We start from the raw sequence: 19,108 nt of genomic DNA on the forward strand, positions 1-19,108 counted from the left end.
GGTACTACGGACGGCCCCTTATGAAAAAATTCAACGTGGTAATCGCGGACGATCACCCGATCGTGTTGCTGGGCGTTCGCGAGCTGGTGGAACGCGACACGCGCTTTCGAGTGGTCGGCGAGGCCGTGTGTTCGGCCGGGCTGATCGATTTGCTGCAGTGCCAGGGCGCCGACATCGTGATCACCGACTACAACATGCCGGGCGACTCGCCCTACGGCGATGGCCTGAAGTTGGTGGAATACCTGAAACGGCATTTCCCACAGGTGCAGGTCCTGATCCTCACGATGATTTCCAACCACCTGATTCTCACCCGCCTGCAAGAGCTGGGTGTGGTCGGCATCATCCAGAAAAGCCAGTTGCACACCGAGATTCAACTGGCACTCCAGGCCATTGCCCAACAGAGCGCCTATCGCAGCCTGGAACCGCCCAAGACATCAGTGATCGAAACCCTCACCGACTTCGACGAGCGCTTTACCAGCTTGTCGCCCAAAGAGTTCGAGATCCTGCGCTTGTTTATCTCCGGCATGAGTGTCAGTGATATTGCACGCAGCCAGAATCGAAGTTCAAAAACCATCAGCGCACAAAAGATATCGGCCATGCGCAAACTTGAAGTTAACAGCGACCAAGACCTGCTCGCTTATTGCCTGGCGCGTAACATTTTCAACTAAAGAACCACTCGCAAGCCATTCGCCGACAATGGCTTCGCCCTTTATTTTCAGACTCCTCGCCTGTTCTTGACGCGTAAGCAGCGCGCCTGAGTTTCGACTTATAAGAATCGTCTTATTCTGGTTAACGACCTCGCCTTTTACTCTTTCCTGGCAATTCAGTACTTACATTCTCCAACTAACACTAACGGACATCATCATGAAGAAGTTTTCCCTGGCTGTTATCGCCTCGGCCATTATCGCCGCATCCGGCAGTGCGTTCGCCGACGATACGGCAGCGCCTACTCCTACCCTGGGCGGCAGCGGCAAAATCACCTTCACCGGCGTGATCAACAACGACGCCTGCTCGGTGGACGGCGCCAACTCCGACCGCACCATCTCGGTCGACATGGGCAACGTCTCGATCAAGGACATGGGCACCGCGGAAAACCCAACCGCAGGTCGCGTTACCGCCAAAGACTTCAACCTGAACGTCAACTGCAACCAGGGCACCAAGGTGGCGATGATCTTTGACGCCAACAACGGCGGTTCGGGCCTGGTGACCGGCAAGAACGTACTGGCCCTGAACCCGGGTTCGGCCACCGCGCAAAACGTCGGTATCGCCCTCCTGGACAGCAAAGGCACGCTGATCGATCTGAGCTCGCCAGCCACCGCACGCATCGAAAGCACCATGCACGGTCAAGGCACTGAAGGCGGCGACGCCACCCTGAGCTTCGCGGCGGCCTACGTCACCACCGGTGCCGCCGGTGCGTCCACCGCCGGTCGCGGTGATGCAACCCTGCCGTTCATCCTGCAATACGAATAACCCCGGCGCCCCGTGCACCGAACGCGCGAGGCCATGCGGCCTCGCCATTCCCTTTTTGATGACACCGGATACCCCTCATGCCGCCTCGTTCTATCGCCATGAGCCTGGTGCTGCTGGGCATGCTTATGGCTACCCAGGCCGCCGCCAGCATTTCACTGAATGCCACCCGTATCGTATTCGATGGCGACCACAGGGAAGCCAATATCACCGTGCGCAACGGTAACCAGGACGTGTTGGTGCAATCCTGGGTCGACATGAACGATGCCAGCGGCAGCCGCGCACCGTTTGCCGTCACCCCACCATTGGCGCGGGTGTTCGCCAAGGAACAGCAACTGCTGCGCATCCTGTATGAGGGCGCCGGCATGCCCACGGACCGCGAGTCGGTGGTGTGGCTCAACGTGCAGGAGATCCCCAAGGCCAGCGAGGCCGAGAACACCCTGCAACTGGCAATCCGCCAACGCATCAAGATTTTCTACCGCCCTGCCGGCCTCGCAGGCAGTGCGTTGCAGGCCCCAGCGCAGCTCGAGTGGCGCCTGGCCAGACATGGCGCGCAGACCCTGCTGCGGGTGAAAAACCCGACGCTCTACCACGTGTCCATGGCCGACATCAAAGTGCAGGCGCAACTGGCCAGCGACTCCACCATGATCGCGCCCGGCGAGGAGAAACAGTTTCCCCTCGGCGCCACGCCCGCCAGCGGGCCGGTGCAGTTGTCGTTTTCCAGCATCAATGACTACGGTGCACAGAACGCATACACCGCGCCCCTGGCCGTCGGTGCTGCCGCCCCCGCGCACGCCACGGAATCACGCCGCAAACCCTAAGCCCCTTTTCTAATCCACAGGCTCACCTCGCGTGCGTGTTTGCGTGCCCGCCTGTTCGCCAACCCGGGATGTCACAGGTCTTCGCATGTCTTTTTTTTCCAGCAACAGGCCCGCGCACGGCGCACTGACGTTGAAGACACTGTCGCTCGCGATGGCCGCCTGCCTGCCGACCTGGGCAATGGCCGATGAGCCTGCGGAGCGCTTCAACACCACGTTCCTGCAAGGTGCACAGTCCACCGTCGACCTGCAGCAGTTGCTCTCCGCGAACAGCGTGTTGCCGGGCAATTACCGCGTCGACCTGTACAGCAACGAGGTGCTGGTGGGCCGGCGCGATATCGACTTCAAGCGCAACCCCCACAACGGTCGGGTCGAAGCCTGCCTGAACCTCGACCTGCTCAAGCAATTGGGCATCGACCTGGCCCGCTTGCAGGCCGAGGGCAAACTCGACCCGCAGCACCCGCAGGACTGCTACGCCCTGGCCGAGATAATCGAAGAGGCCAACGTGCGCTATGACAGCAGCCGCCTGCGCCTGCTGGCGAGCATTCCGCAAGTGGCCATGCAACGTGGCTTGCGCGGCTATGTCGACCCGCAGCTGTGGGACGAAGGCGTCCCCGCCGCCTTCATCAACTACCAGCTCAACAGCAGTCGTACTGCGGGCGACTACGACACCCGCATCGCCAATAACCTCGGCCTGCGCAACGGCATCAACCTCGGCGCCTGGCGTCTGCGCAACGAATCGAACCTGAGTGGCGGTACCGGGCGCTCGAACACCTACACCAGCAACCGCACCTACCTGCAGCATGATGTGACGGCGATCAAGGGTCAGTTCAGCGCCGGTGAAATTTTCTCCGACACCGACCTGTTTGACAGCGTGCGCTATCGCGGCCTGAAACTGGCCTCCGATGAAGGCATGCGCGCCGACAGCGAACGCGGCTATGCGCCCGTGATCCGGGGTGTGGCGCAAACCAACGCGACCGTGGAAATTCGCCAGAACGACTACATCCTCTACACCGCCAACGTCGCGCCAGGGCCGTTCGAGATCAACGACATCTACCCCAGCGGCTCCAACGGCGACCTGCAAATCACCGTGACCGAAGCCGACGGCAGCCGCCGCGTGACGATGCAGGCGTTCTCCAGCCTGCCGATCATGGTGCGTGAAGGCCAAGTCAAATACAGCGTTTCGGCGGGCACCTTCAAGAGCAACGCCGACGGCCTGGCGACCCCGCGTTTTCTCAGTGGCACGCTGGCGTACGGCTTGACCAGCAACCTCAGCGGCATCGTCGGTTTGCAGGCCAGCGAGGACTACAACGCCGTGTCGGTCGGCGCCGGCAAGAACACCTCACTGGGCGCGTTCTCCCTGGACGCCACCCACTCGTCCAGCAAGGCACGCGGGCAAACCACCCAGGGCAGCAGCGTGCGCGCGCTATATGCCAAGACCTTCGCCGGCACCGACACCAACTTCACCCTGGCCGCCTACCGCTACTCCACCGAGGGCTACCGCACCCTCACCGACCACGTGGAGGACATCAGCGAAGACGTGCGCGTTCGCACCGGGCATTCAAAAACCCGCACCGACCTGACCATCAACCAGAGCCTGGGACGCAACAGTGCGTTCGGCAGCCTGTACGTGAATGCCAGCGACCAGCGCTACTGGAATCGCGGCGGCTCGCAGAGTTTTTCCGCCGGCTACACCAGCCACTGGGGCGACCTGAGCTACAACCTGGGCGTGACGCGCACCAAGCAGATTGTCACCTGGGGCGAACCCAGCAGCGACACGCAGTTGAACCTGTCCGTCTCATTCCCGCTGGGCAGCCAGGCGCGCGCGCCACGCGCCTTTGTCACCACCAGCCGGCAACACGGCGACACCACCACCCAGGCGGGGATCAACGGCTATGTCGCCGACACCAGCGACACGTTCTATTCGGTGCAGGCGGGCCACAGCGATACCAGCGGCGATTCCGGCTCGGTGAATATCAACAGCCGTACCGCCGTGGCCGACGTCAGCCTCGGCTACAGCCAGGGCCAGGGCTACACCTCGCAGAACGTCAACCTCGCAGGTTCGGTGGTGGCCCATGCCGGCGGTATCAACCTGGGGCAAACGGTCAGCGAGACCTTCGCACTGGCTCAAGTGCCGGGCATCTCCGGGGCGAAGATCAGCAGTTACAGCGGTGTGGAAACCGGATCCAACGGCTATGCGGTGATCCCGACGGCGCAACCTTATCGGGTGAACTGGATCAGCCTCGACACCCGCGACCTGGGGGGCAACGTGGAGATCACCAACGCCACCCAGCAACTGGTACCGCGCCGGGGGGCCGTGGTCGTCGCGCATTACAGTGGCACCACCGGACGGCGAGTGTTGTTCGAGTTGTTTGATGCGCAACGAAAGCCGCTGTCGTTTGGTGCCTCATTGGAAGATGCCAACGGCAAGCAACTGGCAATTGCCGACCCGAACGGCAATGCCCTGGCGCTGGTTGAGCAGGACCGGGGCACCCTGACCATCAAGTGGGGCGAACAGCGTTGCCGTGCGAGCTATGTGCTGGCGCCACAGAACAAGGCGTTGAACTACGAGCGACAGCCGTTGGTGTGCCAACCCGATTGATGACGCCTACAGGTGTTCGAGGGTATAGCGCAACGACGCGGGTAACATCGGGCCATGGCCAAGGCCGGGAAAGGTCTGGTAGCGGGTAGTCAGCCCCTCGACGCTTTGCAGCCTGACCAGCAAGCGCTTGGCCGCAGCATCATCCTGCGGCGTGGCCGACCTCGTCGGACCGGCGGGTTCTGCGTCGCCACGCATCAGCAACAGCCTCGGCCGCCGGCCCTGCAGCCGTTGTTGCAAGCCCAGCCCTTCGGCCTCGATCACCCCACTGTTCCACCACAGCGAGGGGCTGGCGGCGGCATACTCATCAAAGGCCTGCGGGCGTGTCAGCAGGGTATGCAGCACCAGCAGCCCACCATAGGAATGCCCCCACAGCACTTGGCGCGCAGGCTGCACGGCGAGGCGCTGGTTGATCAAGGGCCGGATCTGCCGGGTGAGCAGGTCGAGGAACTGATCGGCCCCACCGCTGGGCACATTCGTCAGTGGATCGCGTTGCATGCCTTCGCCCACCTGCGGTGTGTAATCGAAGGTGCGGGCATTGCGTTCGATGCGCAGTGGCGTGGCGTACCCCACCGCCACCAGCACCGGTGGCGTCGGGTGGTGGGACAGGCGATTCAACAGCTCGGTATCCAATGCCGCCATCGCCGCGTTGCCATCCAGCAGGTACGCCACAGGGTTGGCGGCACTGACCTTGGGCGGTTGCCCCAGCCAGATGCGGTAGTGCCGCGCACCATCGGCGGAGTCCAGTTCCAGGGTGCTGAAACGATAGGCGCTGGCTTCGCGCAATACCGGCGCGTCCATCAACTGGTCCGGTGCCGGCCTGGCATGGGCGCCCTGGGCGACAAGCAAGGCAAGGAAGATCGCGCGCCCCATCAGAACGACGCCGTCAGGCTGGTGTACAGGGTGCGGCCGGACTGGTTATAGGTCGCCGCCCCCGCGCCTTCGATGTTGTTCACCCCCTGGGCGTTGCCCTCGCGCCACAGGCGTTTGTCGAAAACGTTATCGACGCCAGCGGTAACGCTCAGATGCTGGCTGATGGCGTAGGTGCCGCTCACACCGGCAATGGCATAGGGCGACAGTTGATTGTTGCCGGTGCCGGTGACACGGTTGCCGTGGTAATCGTACTTTTTCGGGGTCTGCTTGCCGTACCAGGCCACGCTGGCCTGCAGGGACAGAGCCTCGGTGGCTTGCCAATCGAGCATGGAGTTGAGGGTGTACTTGGGCGTGACCGAGAGCACATCGCCGGTCTGTTTGTTTTTCGATTGCAGCATGTAGGTGAAGTTGTTGGTCCAGGTCAGCGACTCGGCCAACGGCAACGTGAGGTTGCCTTCGAGCCCTTCAACCAGTGCCTTGGGCACGTTTTCCCATTGGAAGATATTGGCGTTGGCCGTGGTGCCAGAACCGCCCGAAGCGGTGCCCACCGGCGTCAGGCCGGACTCGATCTTGTTCTTGTAGTCGTTGCGAAAATACGTCAGGCCGGCGACCACCCCGGCAGTATTGCGGTACTCGATCCCCAGCTCCTTGTTGACGCTGGTTTCGGCCTCGAGATCGGCATTGCCTTGCAGGTAGCAGCTCTTGGTCGAGCCATAGCAACCCTGGCCATTGCTGTACAGCAGGTAGTTGGGGTTGAGCTGGTAGAGGTTCGGCGCCTTGTACGAACGGGCAATGCCGGCCTTCAAGGTCAGCGTGTCGGTGAGCACCTGGGACAGGTTCAGCGAGGGGCTCCAGTTGTCGCCGACAATGTCGTGGTGGTCCAGGCGCAGGCCCGGCGTCAGGCGCGTACCGGGGCGCAGCTCGATATTGTCTTCGGCGAACACCGAGAAGATGCGTGACGACGAGGTACTGCTGCGGTTGGTGCTGGTCAGCCCTGCGACACTGCCGCCGGCAGTGGTGGTCTGGGTGTTGGCGCTCGGGTCGTCGAGCCGCGACTCGACCCACTCGGTGCCCAGGGTCAGCACCTGTTCGAAACCGGCGTGCAGCGGCAGGTTGACCTCGCCGTGGGCGGTCAGGTCGCGCAGCACAGTGGTGTAGAAATCGGTGTTGGCGAAGATGCCTTCGGTGCCGCCCGCCAGGCCTTCGTTGATGCGGCTGTTGCGGGTCTTTTCGTATTGCAGGTAGGCCAGGCTGCTGCCGAAATCCCACTCGCCACGGTGGGTGGCCGAATAGGTTTCACGGTAGAGGATGTTGGTCTCATGGCCCAGCATGCTCTTCACATTCGCATTGCTGTTGGTGTTCTGGGTATCGCCGGTATAGATATTGCCCTGGCGGCTGAACCCCGCTTCCAGGTCGAGCGTCTGCTCGGGGGTGAACTGCCAGCTCAGCAGCCCGTTGACGTCCTTGTTGCGTACACCTTCGCGCCCCGCCGGCAAGGTGCCGACCTGGTTACCGGTGCGCACGGACTCATGGCCGCTGTTGATATCGGCATCGTCGGCATTGGTCTTGGCGATGTTGCCGTACACGCGGTAGCTGAGGGTGTCGGTCAGCGGGCCGTTGAGGCCGAAGTTCATGCGCTCGGTCTCACCCTCGGCCGTGTGCTGGGCGAAGTTGTGGTAGATCGTCGCCGAGCCGTGGGTTTCGCTGCCCGGTTGCCGGGTGATGATATTCACCACGCCGCCTGCCGCGCCGTTGCCGTAACGCGCCGCCGCCGGACCACGGATGACTTCGATGCGCTCGATCTGGTCAGCCGGCACCCAGTTGCTGTCACCACGGCTGTCGCGCTCGCCACGCCAGCCGTAACGCACCGAGTTACGGCTGCTGACCGGCTTGCCGTCCACCAGGATCAGGGTGTTTTCCGGGCCCATGCCGCGGATGTCGATCTGGCGGTTGTTGCCGCGCTGGCCGCTGCTGGAGTTACCGGTGAGGTTGACGCCAGGCATGGTGCGGATGATCTCCGAGAGGTCATTGGCCGGGGGGCGTTTCTTGATGTCTTCGGCGGTGATGATCGACACGCCGGGCATCTGCTTGATCTCTTCCTGTGCGGTGCCCAGTACCGTCTGGGTCGGCAGCTCCATCTGCGCGGGGGCTTCGGTTTCAACCGCGAAACTGCTGGCGGGCAACAGGCTGCAAATACTCACGGCAAGCAGGGACAAGCGGAACATGCGCGGATCTCCAAACGTCAGCCCGACCGATAGCGGTGGGCCATCAAAGATCGCCGATGATAATCAGATGCAATTGCGAGTAAAGAACATTAACTTTCTAAACATTCGCCGCGGGCAGGCGCAGGTTCATGCGCAGACCTTGAGTGCCCTGGCTGGCCCACAGCCGGCCGTGCTGCAGTTCGATGGCGCGCCGGGCGATGCTCAGGCCCAGGCCGAAACCGCTGCCCACCGTGCCATCCAGGCGCAGGTAGGCTTCGAAGATGCGCTCAAGATCGCCTTCGGCCACACCCGGCCCCTGGTCTTCGATCACCAGCCACCAGCTGTCGCCGTCACGCTCGCCGCTCAAGCGCACCACGGCGTGTTGCGGTGAGTGGCGGATGGCATTGCGCAGGATATTTTCCAGAGCCTGGGCAAAGCTGTTGAGGTGCACGTGCACCTGGCAGGCGCTGTCCAGCTCGCAGACCAGCGCATCCAGGGGCCAGCCGGTTTCGAAATGCGCGTCCTGCACCAGCGCTTCCCACACCGAGGCCACCACCACCGTTTCAGCTTCCAGGCGCGGTTTTTCGGTGTCGAGCCAGGCCAGGTTGAGGGAGTCGTCCACCAGCCGGCGCATCTCCTCCACTTCCCGTCCCAGGCGCTGCTCCAGCTGAGCCGGCGACAGGCCGCTTTCACTGGCGATCTTCAAGCGTGCCAACGGTGTGCGGATTTCATGGGACAGGGTGCGCAGCAATTGCCGTTGCTGGTGCAGGCTCTGGCGCAGGCGCCCCGCCATGTGTTCGTAGGCGCGTGCCAGCTCGCCCAATTCGTCCGGGCGCTGGGTCACGCGGCTGCTGGCCAGGGGCTCGAGGTCGCCGGCACTCAAGGCGTTGGCGCGCTCACGCAGTTCGTTCAACGGCTGTACCAAATGGCGATACAGCAGCAACCCCAGGCCCAGCGCCAACAGCACCGGTACCACGCCGTGGCTCAACACATGGGTCCAGGGCGTCAGGCCCGGTGGCAACAGGCGCTCCGGCAATTGCATCACCAGCCGCCCGCGCTCGGGGTGCTGGGGGAAGGCGATGCTGACGTATGGCAATTCATCGTCCAGGCGCTTGCTCATCGGCCAACTGAGCTTGCGCATGAAAGTCAGGTGGCCGACCTGTTCGGCCGTCAGCGGCGTGGTGCCCAGACTGTGCAAGTAGTCATCCAGCACCGCGACCCAGGTGTGCTCGCGCTGCTGCAACGCCAGTCGCCAGCGCTCCAGCGCCTGGGCATCGCCACTGGCCGCCAGCTGTTCCGCCTCGGCGGCATACGCAGCCAGCGCGATGCGATCCGGCTGTTCCAGAAAGTAGGTGTTGCGCTCCACCTGCAAACCCCAGCTCCAGACCAGCCACACCAGCAGCAGGCAGAAGCACACTTGCAGCGCCGCCATTTTCCACAGCAGCGGATGACGGCGCGGCATCAGGCGCTGTCGCACAGCAGCACGTAGCCCTGATGGCGCACCGCGTCGATGCGAATACCCTGCACATCGATGGCCGCCAGCTTGCGGCGCAGGTTGCACACATGCACATCGAGGCCACGGTCCAGGCGGGTGTAGGGGCGATGCAGCACCTGTTGGTAGAGGAAAGCCTTGCTCAGCGTCTCGCCCCGGTGTGCGTGCAGCGTGCACAACAGACGGAATTCCGAAGCCGTCAGCCCGGCGGCGCGGCCGTTACAGGTGAAATCGCGTGCGTCGCTGTCCAGTCCCGATGTGGAATGCCGGGCGAGCGGTTTCGCGACCCCGCAATCAATCGCCACGCGACGCAGCAAGGCATCGATGCGCACATCGAGTTCCGCCAGGCTGAACGGCTTGGGCAAGTAGTCATCGGCGCCCTGGCTGAAGCCGGTGATGCGATCCTGCTCGGCGCCCAGCGCCGACATCAGGATCACCGGGGTGCCGCGCGCATGCCGCAGGCGTGCAAGGATGTTAAGGCCGCTTTCATTGGGCAGCATGATGTCCAGCAGGATCAGCTCCACCGGCGAATGCAGCGCCAGGTCCAAACCCTGGTCGCCGCAATGGGTGCTGTTCAAGGCAAAGCCGCGACGGCTCAAATGGTTGCTCAGGTGCGTGCACAGCTCCACGTCATCCTCGATGATCAGGATGCGCGGGGCCGGCGATAAGGTTGGTGATAGATGATAAGTATTCACAATTACGTCAGTTTCGCATCCGGCGAAACATTTCGCAATGTGGTGAATCCACGCGGGATTAGGCTAAGGTGCGGCCCACGCGCCCTTTCCCTGCGAGACCTCTGCATGCGACCCCTGATCTTCGCCAGCCTGTGCCTGCTGGCAGGCTGCCAACAAACGCCGCCGGCCAACGACCAGCTCGACGCCGTACTCTGGACCCAGACCTCCATCGAACACGAGTTGATCTATCGCCAGGTGTTCGCCAACGCCACCCGCCAGCTTGATGTGGCTCTGGCAGATCCGACCTGGGACGCGTTGCCCTTCCCGCCCCGAAACCTGAGCGGCCTGCCACCGGCAGTGGTGGTGGATATTGACGAAACCCTGCTGGACAACGTGCCGCTCAATGCCCGCGACGTCATCCATAACCAGGTGTATGGCTACGACCGCTGGAACACCTGGGTCGACCAGGCCAAGGCCCAGGCCCTTCCCGGTGCCGTGGCGTTCCTGCAAGCGGCGAAGCAAAAAGGCATCACGGTTTACTACCTGACCAACCGCGAACACCGCCAGGTCGCGGCCACGGTGGCCAACCTGCGCCTGCGCGGCTTTCCGGTGGAGAGCAATCAACAGGTGCTCGCCGCCAGCACGCCTACCGGGCACTGCGAAAGCGCCGGCTACGGCAAAAACTGCCGCCGCCAATGGGTCGCCAGCCAGGCTCGCGTGCTGTTGATGGCCGGTGATTCCCTGGGGGATTTCGTCCAGGCCGAACGCAACACCCTCGAGGCCCAGCGCAAGGCCGTCGAACCCTATGTGAACTGGCTCGGGCAGCGCTGGTTTTTGCTGCCCAACCCGACTTACGGCAACTGGTACAGCGCGCCCTATGGGGATGATGAAAAGCTGCCGTTCGCGCAGAAACGCCAGCTCAAGCAGCAGGCGTTGCAGTTGCAGGAGTAACGCCGACCTAGTGCAAGCGCCCGCCCAACGGGTACTCGACCGCCAGGCGGATCTGGTTGGCATCCAGCTCCGCCTGGGCCGCATTGCCCCGGTGCACGGCATGGCGCAGGGTAAAGGCGAGGTTTTTCGCGACACCGGACTGCACCACGTAGCGTGCTTGCAGGTCGCGTTCCCAGTGCTTGCCCCCATCACCGTAGCCAAGCCATTGGTAGCCGCCGCGAGGATCCATGTGGCGGCCGTCAATGCCACTGCCACGTACATACAACGCCGCCAGGCTCAGGCCCGGAATGCCTTGGCCCGCCAGGTCCAGGTCATAGCGCGCCTGCCACGAGGCTTCCCGGGGAGCGTTGAAGTCGGACAGCGCCACGGCGTTGCTCAGGTAAATCGCCCCCCGCGTCACGTAGTCGAACGGCGTGTCGCCACGGACTTTCTGATAGCCCACGCCCACACTGTGGGCGCCGAGCCGATAGGTCGAGAGCAGGCTCCAGGTGGTGTTATCGATGCGCCCCGACAACGCCTTGCCGGTGTCCTGGGTGCGATACAGGTTCAGGTCAACGGTCAGTGCCTGGCCGGGAAACAGCGGCCGGGTGTAGACCGCCCCCAGGTAATGCTGGCGCCAGGTGTCTTCATAGACAGCACTGAACACGCTGGCGCTCAGCCCCTTGATGGCCGTATTGCGCACGCCCACCAGGTCAAAGCGATCGCCTTGTTTGCCGTTGGAATAGTTGACGACAAATCCTCGGTCATGGCTGCTGGCGTTGCGGTCGGTGCTCTCATTGAAGTGCCCGGCGAACAGGGTGGTGGACGGCAACTCGCGGCTGGTCAACCACCATCCCGTTGCTGTTTCGGGCAGCAAGCGACTGTCGGACGAGGCAAACACCGGGGTTTTCACCCGCTGCTCGCCGTAGCGCAATTCGGTGGAGGAAATGCGCAGTTTGGCAACTGCGCCACCGCGGCTGAACTGCTCCTTGGGGTGGCCGTCATTGTCCACCGCCAATAGCCGTGCCTTCCCGGCGCGCCCACCGCCACTGTCCAGTTGCCAGGCGGAATAAACGTGCGCATCCAGGCCAAAACCCAGGGTGCCGGTGGTGAAACCCGAGGCGTAGTCAGCCATCAGGCCATAGGCCCATTCTTCCGCCAGGTCGCTGCGCTGGGATCGAGGTTTGTAGGCGTTGCGTGCGCCGTTGCTGAGGGCGCCATGCCGGTAGTCGCGGCGGTCGTAGACACTGCGGTTGAGCAGGTTCCACTGGCTGTCCTCGATAAAGCCGTTGGCGGTGTCTTGTTCGGCGGCGAAGGCGAGCAGGCTCTGCCCTCCCAGTGCCAATAGCAGGGTGCGGGTCGATAGCATCTTCACGGTTTGACTCCAGAACGTGTCAGGCAAAGGTGTTCCGCAGGGCGCAGAACACCGTTGGTTCCGTCAGAGGTATTTGAGAATCGCGATGTCGCGACGACGCTGCTTGAGGTCGGCGAACCAGCGTGTCGGGAAGAACAGCAACACCCCGAGTATCACGCTCCACAACCACACCATCGGCAGGTCGTCAAAACCGTAGTAGGTGCCCTGGTTGGCGCCCCAGATCGCCAGCGCGACCAGGTACATGGCCTTGAGCACGTACAGGTGCAGCAAGTAGAAAAACATCGGCGCCCCACCGTAGATCGCCAGGGTTGCAGTGGCCCAGCGGGCCTGCCACTTCTCGAACAGTGCCAACAACAGCAGCGACAGGCCCAGGGTCGGCATCAGGAACATCAGCGACGGCGGGTATTTCTTCGCGCTCATGAAGCTCATGAAGGTGCGCAATGCGTCACCGGTCTGCACCCAGGGTTTCTCGCCATACACGTTGAGGTAGCGGATAAACACAAACGCAACCAGCAAGCCTGCACCCAGCTTGACCAGGCGCGAGATACGCTCGGCCGACGGCATCGCCTTGCCAAACCACGGGCCGATGCCCCAGCCCAGCAGGATCACACCGATCCACGGCAATATCGGGTACGTGGTGCGGGCGCGGGTGAATTCGGTAATGTCGATAAACACCCGCTGATGCAGGATCGACCAGGGCACGAAGAACGGCGACTCCGGCCCGACCGTCACTCCGTCGAGCAGGTTATGCCCGGCGACAATCGCCACCCCCAGCACGATCAGCCAGGCGCGCTTGAAGTGCAGCAAACCGGCAAGCACGATCATGCACAGGCCGATACACCAGATCACTTGCAGCCACAACGTCTTGGGTGGGAACTCGGCGTTCCAGGCAAAGCACACGAAGGTGATTTCCAGGAACACCAGGAACAGCCCGCGCTTGAGCAAAAACACCGAGGTTTCGCGGGCGCTGTGTTTCTGGCTGTAGAGCCAGGCCGACAAGCCCGTCAGGAAGATAAACGCCGGGGCGCAGATCTCGCTGAGCATACGGGTGAAATACAGGTCCGGGGTGACACTCAAGGCGTCGATCGGGTCGGTGACCTGCCGGTGCAGCAAGAAGGTTTCGCGCACATGGTCGATTAGCATCAACAGCATCACAAAACCACGCAGCGCATCGATAGCCAGCATGCGCGTGGCCGCCGTGACGTTCGTGCGGGCAAGCGTCGGCGCAACAGTGCCCGCCTGACCGGCCAATCCTGAAGAAAGGGTCATATCAATCACTCATGAAGGAGGCAATGAATCAGGCTGACTTTTTCAGCCTGGCGACTTCCGATGCCGGCAGTTGCGACGGCGCGCGAGGTAACGGCGCCTGGCCTTGCTGGCGGTAGAACGACAACGTCGAACTGAAGCGTTTGACGTCAAACCGCTCGGGCTTGCCCACCGGATCAAGACGCTCCCCAGGGCTGTTGTCCTGGTACTCGACGGCCACCACGTAAGTGCCCTGCCAGGGCAGCGCGAAGCTGACGTTGCCGGCGGCATCGCTGCGCTGCTTGAAGACTTCACCGGAGGCGGTTTCCAGCAGAACCTCCTGGCCCGTCAGCGGCTTGCCCGCGTAGAACACCCGGAACTGCGCACCGCCCGCATCGGCAACGCCGGTGGGGACGATATCCAGGGTCAGCTCCGGGCTACGGGCCCGCAGGTCACCGACCCAACGCGTGGCCGGGGTCCAGGCGGCTTTCACGGTCTTGGCGCCTTCATGCACATCGAACATCGGATAGTGCAGGTCTTGCGCCAGCAACGAATCCTCTTGCCCGGGCTGCTCCGCCAGCAGGAACGCCTGGCGCTGCAGGCTCAGCTGCAGCGGTGCCGACCGGTCGGCCATCGACCAGGCCCGCAGCTGCCTGAACCGGTCCATTCCCCCCGGTGTCACCTCCAGTACGTTCTTGTCATATTCCCCGTAGTACAAGGCCAAGGGCTGACCGGGAAGTTGTTCGTACCAAATCTGATGCGCCTCGCTGGCGGTTGCCAACATGAACGCGCCATAACCCAACAGTGCTTTTGCGTTGCTCATTCGCATTTTTTCGCTCCGATTGGTGGTGTTCAACCCAAGGCTGTCGCGGCTGGAAAACACCGCACAACCCTGCGCTCCCTCACTCTGCAAGCATTACAACGCAGGCCCTTTTGCGTTTTTCGCCGAATTGCACCCACGGATCGGCGCAGACCACTGTTTAAGGGCCCGAAAAAGTGTTTTATGCGGGTTGCGTCGAGATGAGGCGTTTAGCCGAGACTACGGGGGGGCGTGTCCAATTGAGGTGCAAAAGCAGTGAGCTTTGATCGTTCCCACACCCTGCGCAAAGCTGTGTACCTGATGTACCGAGGTGCCTGCATCGCAGGCAAGCCAGCTCCCACATTTGAACCGGTTCACCCCATAAAGCGGGGTCAGCTGAAAGACCGCCGTCGGGGCATAGCTATCTAACAACGTCGTAGCCGCCAACAGTAACCACGATGCGAAGCGAGCCGCCCTTGATCTTGCTTTCGATCTTGATCTCAGGCGCCCCGTTAACCACGCTGGCCGTAATCCGACAGTGATTTGGGGGGTAAACCGGCAGGGATGCCGGTTTAGCCGCCCCGCGCCATGGATGGCGCGTGGCGGCGGCCCCCCAAATCACTGTCGGATTACGGGCACACCGAGCCTGGGCGAGGTGCCGAGTGGTGGGGCGAAGGCCTTTTGCTTACTTTTGGGCCTCTCCAAAAGTGAGTCGCTGTAAGAGCGAAACCATAAGTGGCCGTTACCGCAGCAACGGATATGTACTCATTCCACGCCAACATCCGGGTCGGCTGTCAGACCGCCATCGGGAGCAAGCCCCCTCCCACAGGAAAGCGCGCGGATTTCAGTGCCGCAGCAACTTGCGCAACGGCACACCATCCTTGAGCACCGGCGACTTGATCACGATGTAGCTGAAGTACTTGGAGATGCCAATGTTCTTGTCCAGCAGGCTCTCGACTACTTCCTGGTAGTGCTGGATGCTGCGGGTCATGAAACGCACCAGGTAGTCATAGCCACCGCTGATCAGGTGACACTCAAGTACCTCGTCCACCAGGCGGATATTCGATTCGAACTTGGCGAAGTCTTCACGCTTGTGGTCGCTGAGGGTGATCTCGGTAAACACCGTCACCGAGTCGGTGATCTTGGCCAGGTTCAAGTGCGCCTTGTAGCTGGAAATATACCCGGCCGATTCCAGCCGCTTGACCCGTTGCAGGCAGGGGCTGGCGGACAGGCCCACGGCATCGGCAAGGCTGACATTGGTCATCCGCCCGTCTTTTTGCAGTTCAACCAGAATACTGATGTCGATCCGGTCCAGCTTGACTTGCCCTTCCATCACGTACCTCTTGACTGCCGTTTGTAAGACAATCTTCTAGCAAAATCAGCGCCGTAAAGACAGCTGATGCTGCGCCACCAGATCCGCCATGCTGTTGATGCAGTACTCCGCCGCACAAGGCGAAGGCTGCCGCGCCCGGTGGCGGCCGATCAAGCAGCGGTCCAGCGCCCCATGTGCACCGACCGACGGTCGCGTCACATGCAGCACCGGTTGCAGCTGCGCGCCTCGGTCCGTGAGCCATTGCGGGTCTTCGGCGAGGGAAATGAAATCTTCCGGTGCAATCCCCAATCGCTCGCACAACACCCCGCGGTCCTCGGCATCACGGTCGCCACGCACCAGCAAACGGTAGAACTTGCGCAGGTACAGCATCGCCCCCGGCGCATCCTCGAACAACGACCAATTGCCCGCCGAACGAGCAAAGCTCATGCCCTCCTCCCAACTGGCGTGCAGCCCCCAACTTTCGGCCAGTTGGCGATGGGCAAAACACAACACGCCACTGAAGCCCAGCTCGGCGAAACGCGGGTAGAGCCTGGCAACCTGCGTGTTGAATTCGGCCAGAACCTGATCCTTGGCCGGCTGCCCGCCACGGCTGTCGAGCAGCGGCTGCAACGCCGCCCACACCCCTGAATCGCGATCCACCAGCACTTCATCGCAATCGATCAGCAACGCTCGATAATCTGTCAGTCCCATGTGGGGTCAAGCCTCCAATGCCGCAGTTGGCCCGTAGCGGGCACAGCCTCAGTTCAAGACCCGTGCCAAGGCGCCGTCGAGGATTTCCAGCGCTTCGTCGACCTGGGCTTCGCTGGTCACCAGCGGCGCGAGGAAGCGCAGCACATTGCGATGTACCCCGCACTTGATCACCAGCAAACCACCGGCCCGGGCTGCATCGATCAGGCGTTGATTGAGGTCGGCATCCGGGGTGCGGGCCGGGTCATCCTTGATCAACTCCATCGCCAACATAAAGCCGGTGCCGCGCACATCGCCGATGCGCGAGCAGCGCGCCTGCAAACCGAGCAACCCCTGGCGCAGGCGCTCGCCCAGTACCTGGCTGCGCGCCAGCAATTGCTCCTGCTCGAACGCGTCGATCACCGCCAACGCCGCCGCACAGGCCAGCGCATTACCGCCGTAGGTGCCGCCCAGCCCGCCGGGCAATGGTGCATCCATGATGTGCGCCTTACCGACCACGCCGGACAACGGCAAGCCGCCGGCCAGGCTCTTGGCCACGGTGACCAGGTCGGGCTGGATGCCCGCGTGCTGGAAACCGAACCAGGTGCCGGTGCGACCGAAGCCGGTCTGGATTTCGTCGAGGATCAACACGATGCCATGCTTGTCGGCCAACGCCCGCAACGCCTGGAGAAACTCAGGGGGCGCAGTGAGGAAACCGCCGTCGCCCTGCACCGGTTCGATGATGATCGCGGCCACCCGCTCCGGCGCTACCTGGGTCGCCAGCAACTCATCCAGGGCCTTGAGCGCGATGTCGCTGGTCACGCCGCGATAAGCGTTCGGGTACGGGGTATGGAACACCTCCGGCGCAAACGGCCCGAAGTTCTGCTTGTAGGGTTGGCTCATGCCGGTGAGCGTGGTGCCCAGCAACGTGCGCCCGTGGAAACCGCCACGGAAGGCGATGACCGCCGAGCGATTGGTATGGGCGCGGGCGATCTTCACCGCATTTTCCACCGCCTCGGCGCCGGAGGTGAAAAACGCCGCTTTATAGGCTTCCTGGCCGCCGATCATTTCACACAGGCGCTGGGCCAGGTCGAGGTAAGGCTGGTAGGCCACCACCTGGAAGCAGGCATGGGAAACCTTCTGCAACTGGGCCTGCACGGCGGCGACCACCTTGGGGTGGTTATGGCCGATGTTGAGCACGCCGATACCGCCGACGAAGTCCAGGTAACGCTTGCCATCCACGTCCCACAATTCGGCGCCCTGGGCGCGGTCGATCACCAGCGGGTGCGCGGTCACCAGGCCACGGGGCACGAACTGCTCGCGCTGACGGAGCAAATGAGGGGTTTCGTCGACTTTGCTATTCATGGCATTTCCCATCGTGAGTCCGGCAACCGGAAGGTGGTTGCGATGCAGTCCAGAGTACGGCCTGCGGGCAACCAACTACGCCGAACTTGCCCCGTGAGAAATTCGGATCAACTGTTTTCGCCCCGCGTTTCAACAGATCCTGCGCCGGGCTTTGGGCGATGATGATGCTTCCGTTTATCCAGCAGGAAATGCCCATGGCCTTGCTCTACAAAGCTGACCCGGTGCGCGGCCGACACTGGCAGGCACTGTTTGCCCAACACGCGCCGGACATCGAATGGCGCACCTGGCCCGACCTCGGCAACCCCGCCGAGGTCGACTACCTGGCCGCCTGGCAGGCACCGGAAGATCTGGCCCGCGTGCTGCCCAACCTGAAGGTCTTGTTCGCCTTGTCGGCCGGCGTCGATCAGTTGGACCTTGATCGCCTGCCTGCGGGCCTGCCGGTGGTGCGCCTGCTGGACCCGGGCATCACCCGCGGCATGTGCGAGTACGCCAGCTGGGCGGTGCTGAGCCTGCACCGGGATATGTTGCGCTACCGCCAGCAGCAGGTGGCGCGCTGCTGGCAGGCGCACCTGTTGCAGCCGGCTGCGAACCGGCGCGTGGGGGTGATGGGGTTGGGTGCCCAGGCCCAGCAGATTCTGGCGACCTTGGCCCCCCTGGGCTTTGCCCTGTCCGGCTGGGCGCGCAGTGCGCACCAGGTGCCGGGGGTGGAGTGTTATGCGGGGGAAGCGCAACTGCCGGCGTTTCTCAGCCAGTGCGATATTTTGCTGTGCGTGTTGCCGTTGACGGAGCAGACCCAGGGGATTCTGGACCGGCGCTTGTTTGCGCAACTGCCACGGGGGGCGGGGTTGGTGAATATGGGCCGTGGGGGGCACCTGGTTGAAGAGGATTTGCTCGAGGCGTTGGAGAGTGGGCAGTTGAGTGGGGCGGTGCTGGATGTGCTGCGGGAAGAGCCGGCGGCGCCGGAGCATCCGTTCTGGGAGCATCCGCAGGTGTTGTTGACGCCGCATATTGCGGCGATGACCCAACCGGAGAGTGCGTTTGCGGTGTTGCTGGAGAATATTCGGCGGTTTGAACGGGGGGAGGAGATGGTGGGTGAGGTGGATCGGTTGCGGGGGTATTGAGTACCTATTCGGTTCTAAGGCAGTCGGTTCCAAGGCCGCAAGAGCAGGCCAAGGTTTACCTGATGTATGCAGATCAAAATGTGGGAGGGGGCTTGCCCCCTCCCACATTTTTAACCCAGTACATCAGGCAGAACGCCGATCGGCTAT

Annotated in this window: 16 protein-coding genes; 6 read left to right on the forward strand and 10 right to left on the reverse strand. The window is 62.7% G+C overall.

Translation table 11 applies throughout. The features are described from left to right. Window positions 1–20: 20 nt before the first annotated feature. The 4 genes from BB029_RS18370 (at window position 21) to BB029_RS18385 (ending at window position 4,887) form a co-directional block, all read left to right on the forward strand. Window positions 21–668 (forward strand): response regulator, encoded by a 648-nt coding sequence (locus tag BB029_RS18370; RefSeq protein WP_065940258.1) that lies wholly within the window; start codon window positions 21–23, stop codon window positions 666–668. Between the two features lie 196 nt (window positions 669–864). Then, window positions 865–1,470: a fimbrial protein gene (locus BB029_RS18375; RefSeq protein ID WP_065940259.1), complete on the forward strand. Its 606-nt coding sequence runs from the start codon at window positions 865–867 to the stop codon at window positions 1,468–1,470. A 77-nt stretch (window positions 1,471–1,547) separates the two neighbouring features. Continuing rightward, on the forward strand, window positions 1,548–2,288 hold the full coding sequence (locus BB029_RS18380) for a molecular chaperone (RefSeq protein ID WP_065940260.1): 741 nt from the start codon (window positions 1,548–1,550) through the stop codon (window positions 2,286–2,288). Window positions 2,289–2,373: 85 nt separating this feature from the next. Beyond that, a complete protein-coding gene (locus BB029_RS18385; RefSeq protein ID WP_065940261.1) occupies window positions 2,374–4,887 on the forward strand; it encodes a fimbria/pilus outer membrane usher protein in 2,514 nt (837 codons plus the stop codon). Between the two features lie 6 nt (window positions 4,888–4,893). Here BB029_RS18385 and BB029_RS18390 read toward each other — a convergent pair whose 3' ends face one another. From BB029_RS18390 to BB029_RS18405, 4 genes are all read right to left on the reverse strand, one after another. Beyond that, entirely contained in the window at window positions 4,894–5,757 is an 864-nt protein-coding gene (locus tag BB029_RS18390) for an alpha/beta hydrolase (RefSeq protein ID WP_065940262.1), read from the reverse strand. Continuing rightward, a complete protein-coding gene (locus BB029_RS18395; RefSeq protein ID WP_065940263.1) occupies window positions 5,757–7,982 on the reverse strand; it encodes a TonB-dependent siderophore receptor in 2,226 nt (741 codons plus the stop codon). The genes BB029_RS18390 and BB029_RS18395 overlap by 1 nt, the downstream gene beginning before the upstream one ends. Before the next feature lie 97 nt (window positions 7,983–8,079). Then, window positions 8,080–9,423: a sensor histidine kinase gene (locus BB029_RS18400; RefSeq protein WP_065940264.1), complete on the reverse strand. Its 1,344-nt coding sequence runs from the start codon at window positions 9,421–9,423 to the stop codon at window positions 8,080–8,082. After that, window positions 9,423–10,148, reverse strand: a complete 726-nt coding sequence (locus BB029_RS18405; protein WP_083236446.1) for a response regulator transcription factor — start codon at window positions 10,146–10,148, stop codon at window positions 9,423–9,425. The genes BB029_RS18400 and BB029_RS18405 overlap by 1 nt, the downstream gene beginning before the upstream one ends. Window positions 10,149–10,253: 105 nt before the next feature. Here BB029_RS18405 and BB029_RS18410 point away from each other — a divergent pair, with 105 nt between their 5' ends. Next, window positions 10,254–11,078, forward strand: a complete 825-nt coding sequence (locus BB029_RS18410; RefSeq protein ID WP_065940265.1) for a 5'-nucleotidase, lipoprotein e(P4) family — start codon at window positions 10,254–10,256, stop codon at window positions 11,076–11,078. A gap of 7 nt (window positions 11,079–11,085) precedes the next feature. On the opposite strand, the gene BB029_RS18415 is transcribed toward BB029_RS18410, so the two are convergent. From BB029_RS18415 to gabT, 6 genes are all read right to left on the reverse strand, one after another. After that, entirely contained in the window at window positions 11,086–12,426 is a 1,341-nt protein-coding gene (locus tag BB029_RS18415; RefSeq protein ID WP_371914626.1) for an OprD family porin, read from the reverse strand. Between the two features lie 69 nt (window positions 12,427–12,495). Next, window positions 12,496–13,701, reverse strand: a complete 1,206-nt coding sequence (locus BB029_RS18420) for a DUF1624 domain-containing protein (RefSeq protein WP_065940267.1) — start codon at window positions 13,699–13,701, stop codon at window positions 12,496–12,498. Window positions 13,702–13,729: 28 nt separating this feature from the next. Further along, window positions 13,730–14,500, reverse strand: coding sequence for a DUF4198 domain-containing protein (locus BB029_RS18425; RefSeq protein ID WP_256558398.1), 771 nt, complete (start codon window positions 14,498–14,500; stop codon window positions 13,730–13,732). A gap of 820 nt (window positions 14,501–15,320) precedes the next feature. Further along, window positions 15,321–15,809 (reverse strand): Lrp/AsnC family transcriptional regulator, encoded by a 489-nt coding sequence (locus BB029_RS18430; protein WP_010449292.1) that lies wholly within the window; start codon window positions 15,807–15,809, stop codon window positions 15,321–15,323. A 45-nt stretch (window positions 15,810–15,854) separates the two neighbouring features. Beyond that, a complete protein-coding gene (locus tag BB029_RS18435; protein WP_065940268.1) occupies window positions 15,855–16,499 on the reverse strand; it encodes a 2-haloalkanoic acid dehalogenase in 645 nt (214 codons plus the stop codon). 48 nt (window positions 16,500–16,547) lie between these two features. Next, window positions 16,548–17,840 carry a 4-aminobutyrate--2-oxoglutarate transaminase gene (gabT, locus tag BB029_RS18440; protein ID WP_065940269.1) on the reverse strand — a complete coding sequence of 431 codons (1,293 nt, stop codon included), beginning with the start codon at window positions 17,838–17,840 and terminating at the stop codon, window positions 16,548–16,550. 194 nt (window positions 17,841–18,034) lie between these two features. On the opposite strand from gabT, the gene BB029_RS18445 reads away from it, so the two are divergent. After that, complete coding sequence (locus BB029_RS18445; RefSeq protein ID WP_065940270.1) at window positions 18,035–18,961, forward strand: glyoxylate/hydroxypyruvate reductase A; 927 nt, start codon at window positions 18,035–18,037, stop codon at window positions 18,959–18,961. The last annotated feature ends 147 nt before the right edge of the window (window positions 18,962–19,108 follow it).

It is taken from the genome of Pseudomonas sp. S3E12, from assembly GCF_001702295.1.
Classification (GTDB): Bacteria; Pseudomonadota; Gammaproteobacteria; order Pseudomonadales; family Pseudomonadaceae; genus Aquipseudomonas; species Aquipseudomonas marginalis.

Excerpts from the sequence above, each read along its gene's own strand:
- BB029_RS18370 (WP_065940258.1), top strand. The coding sequence starts at position 21 with ATGAAAAAATTCAACGTGGTAATCGCGGACGATCACCCGATCGTGTTG.
- BB029_RS18375 (WP_065940259.1), top strand. The coding sequence starts at position 865 with ATGAAGAAGTTTTCCCTGGCTGTTATCGCCTCGGCCATTATCGCCGCA.
- BB029_RS18380 (WP_065940260.1), top strand. The coding sequence starts at position 1,548 with ATGCCGCCTCGTTCTATCGCCATGAGCCTGGTGCTGCTGGGCATGCTT.
- BB029_RS18385 (WP_065940261.1), top strand. The coding sequence starts at position 2,374 with ATGTCTTTTTTTTCCAGCAACAGGCCCGCGCACGGCGCACTGACGTTG.
- BB029_RS18390 (WP_065940262.1), bottom strand. The coding sequence starts at position 5,757 with ATGGGGCGCGCGATCTTCCTTGCCTTGCTTGTCGCCCAGGGCGCCCAT.
- BB029_RS18395 (WP_065940263.1), bottom strand. The coding sequence starts at position 7,982 with ATGTTCCGCTTGTCCCTGCTTGCCGTGAGTATTTGCAGCCTGTTGCCC.
- BB029_RS18400 (WP_065940264.1), bottom strand. The coding sequence starts at position 9,423 with ATGCCGCGCCGTCATCCGCTGCTGTGGAAAATGGCGGCGCTGCAAGTG.
- BB029_RS18410 (WP_065940265.1), top strand. The coding sequence starts at position 10,254 with ATGCGACCCCTGATCTTCGCCAGCCTGTGCCTGCTGGCAGGCTGCCAA.
- BB029_RS18415 (WP_371914626.1), bottom strand. The coding sequence starts at position 12,426 with ATGCTATCGACCCGCACCCTGCTATTGGCACTGGGAGGGCAGAGCCTG.
- BB029_RS18420 (WP_065940267.1), bottom strand. The coding sequence starts at position 13,701 with ATGACCCTTTCTTCAGGATTGGCCGGTCAGGCGGGCACTGTTGCGCCG.
- BB029_RS18425 (WP_256558398.1), bottom strand. The coding sequence starts at position 14,500 with ATGAGCAACGCAAAAGCACTGTTGGGTTATGGCGCGTTCATGTTGGCA.
- BB029_RS18430 (WP_010449292.1), bottom strand. The coding sequence starts at position 15,809 with ATGGAAGGGCAAGTCAAGCTGGACCGGATCGACATCAGTATTCTGGTT.
- BB029_RS18435 (WP_065940268.1), bottom strand. The coding sequence starts at position 16,499 with ATGGGACTGACAGATTATCGAGCGTTGCTGATCGATTGCGATGAAGTG.
- gabT (WP_065940269.1), bottom strand. The coding sequence starts at position 17,840 with ATGAATAGCAAAGTCGACGAAACCCCTCATTTGCTCCGTCAGCGCGAG.
- BB029_RS18445 (WP_065940270.1), top strand. The coding sequence starts at position 18,035 with ATGGCCTTGCTCTACAAAGCTGACCCGGTGCGCGGCCGACACTGGCAG.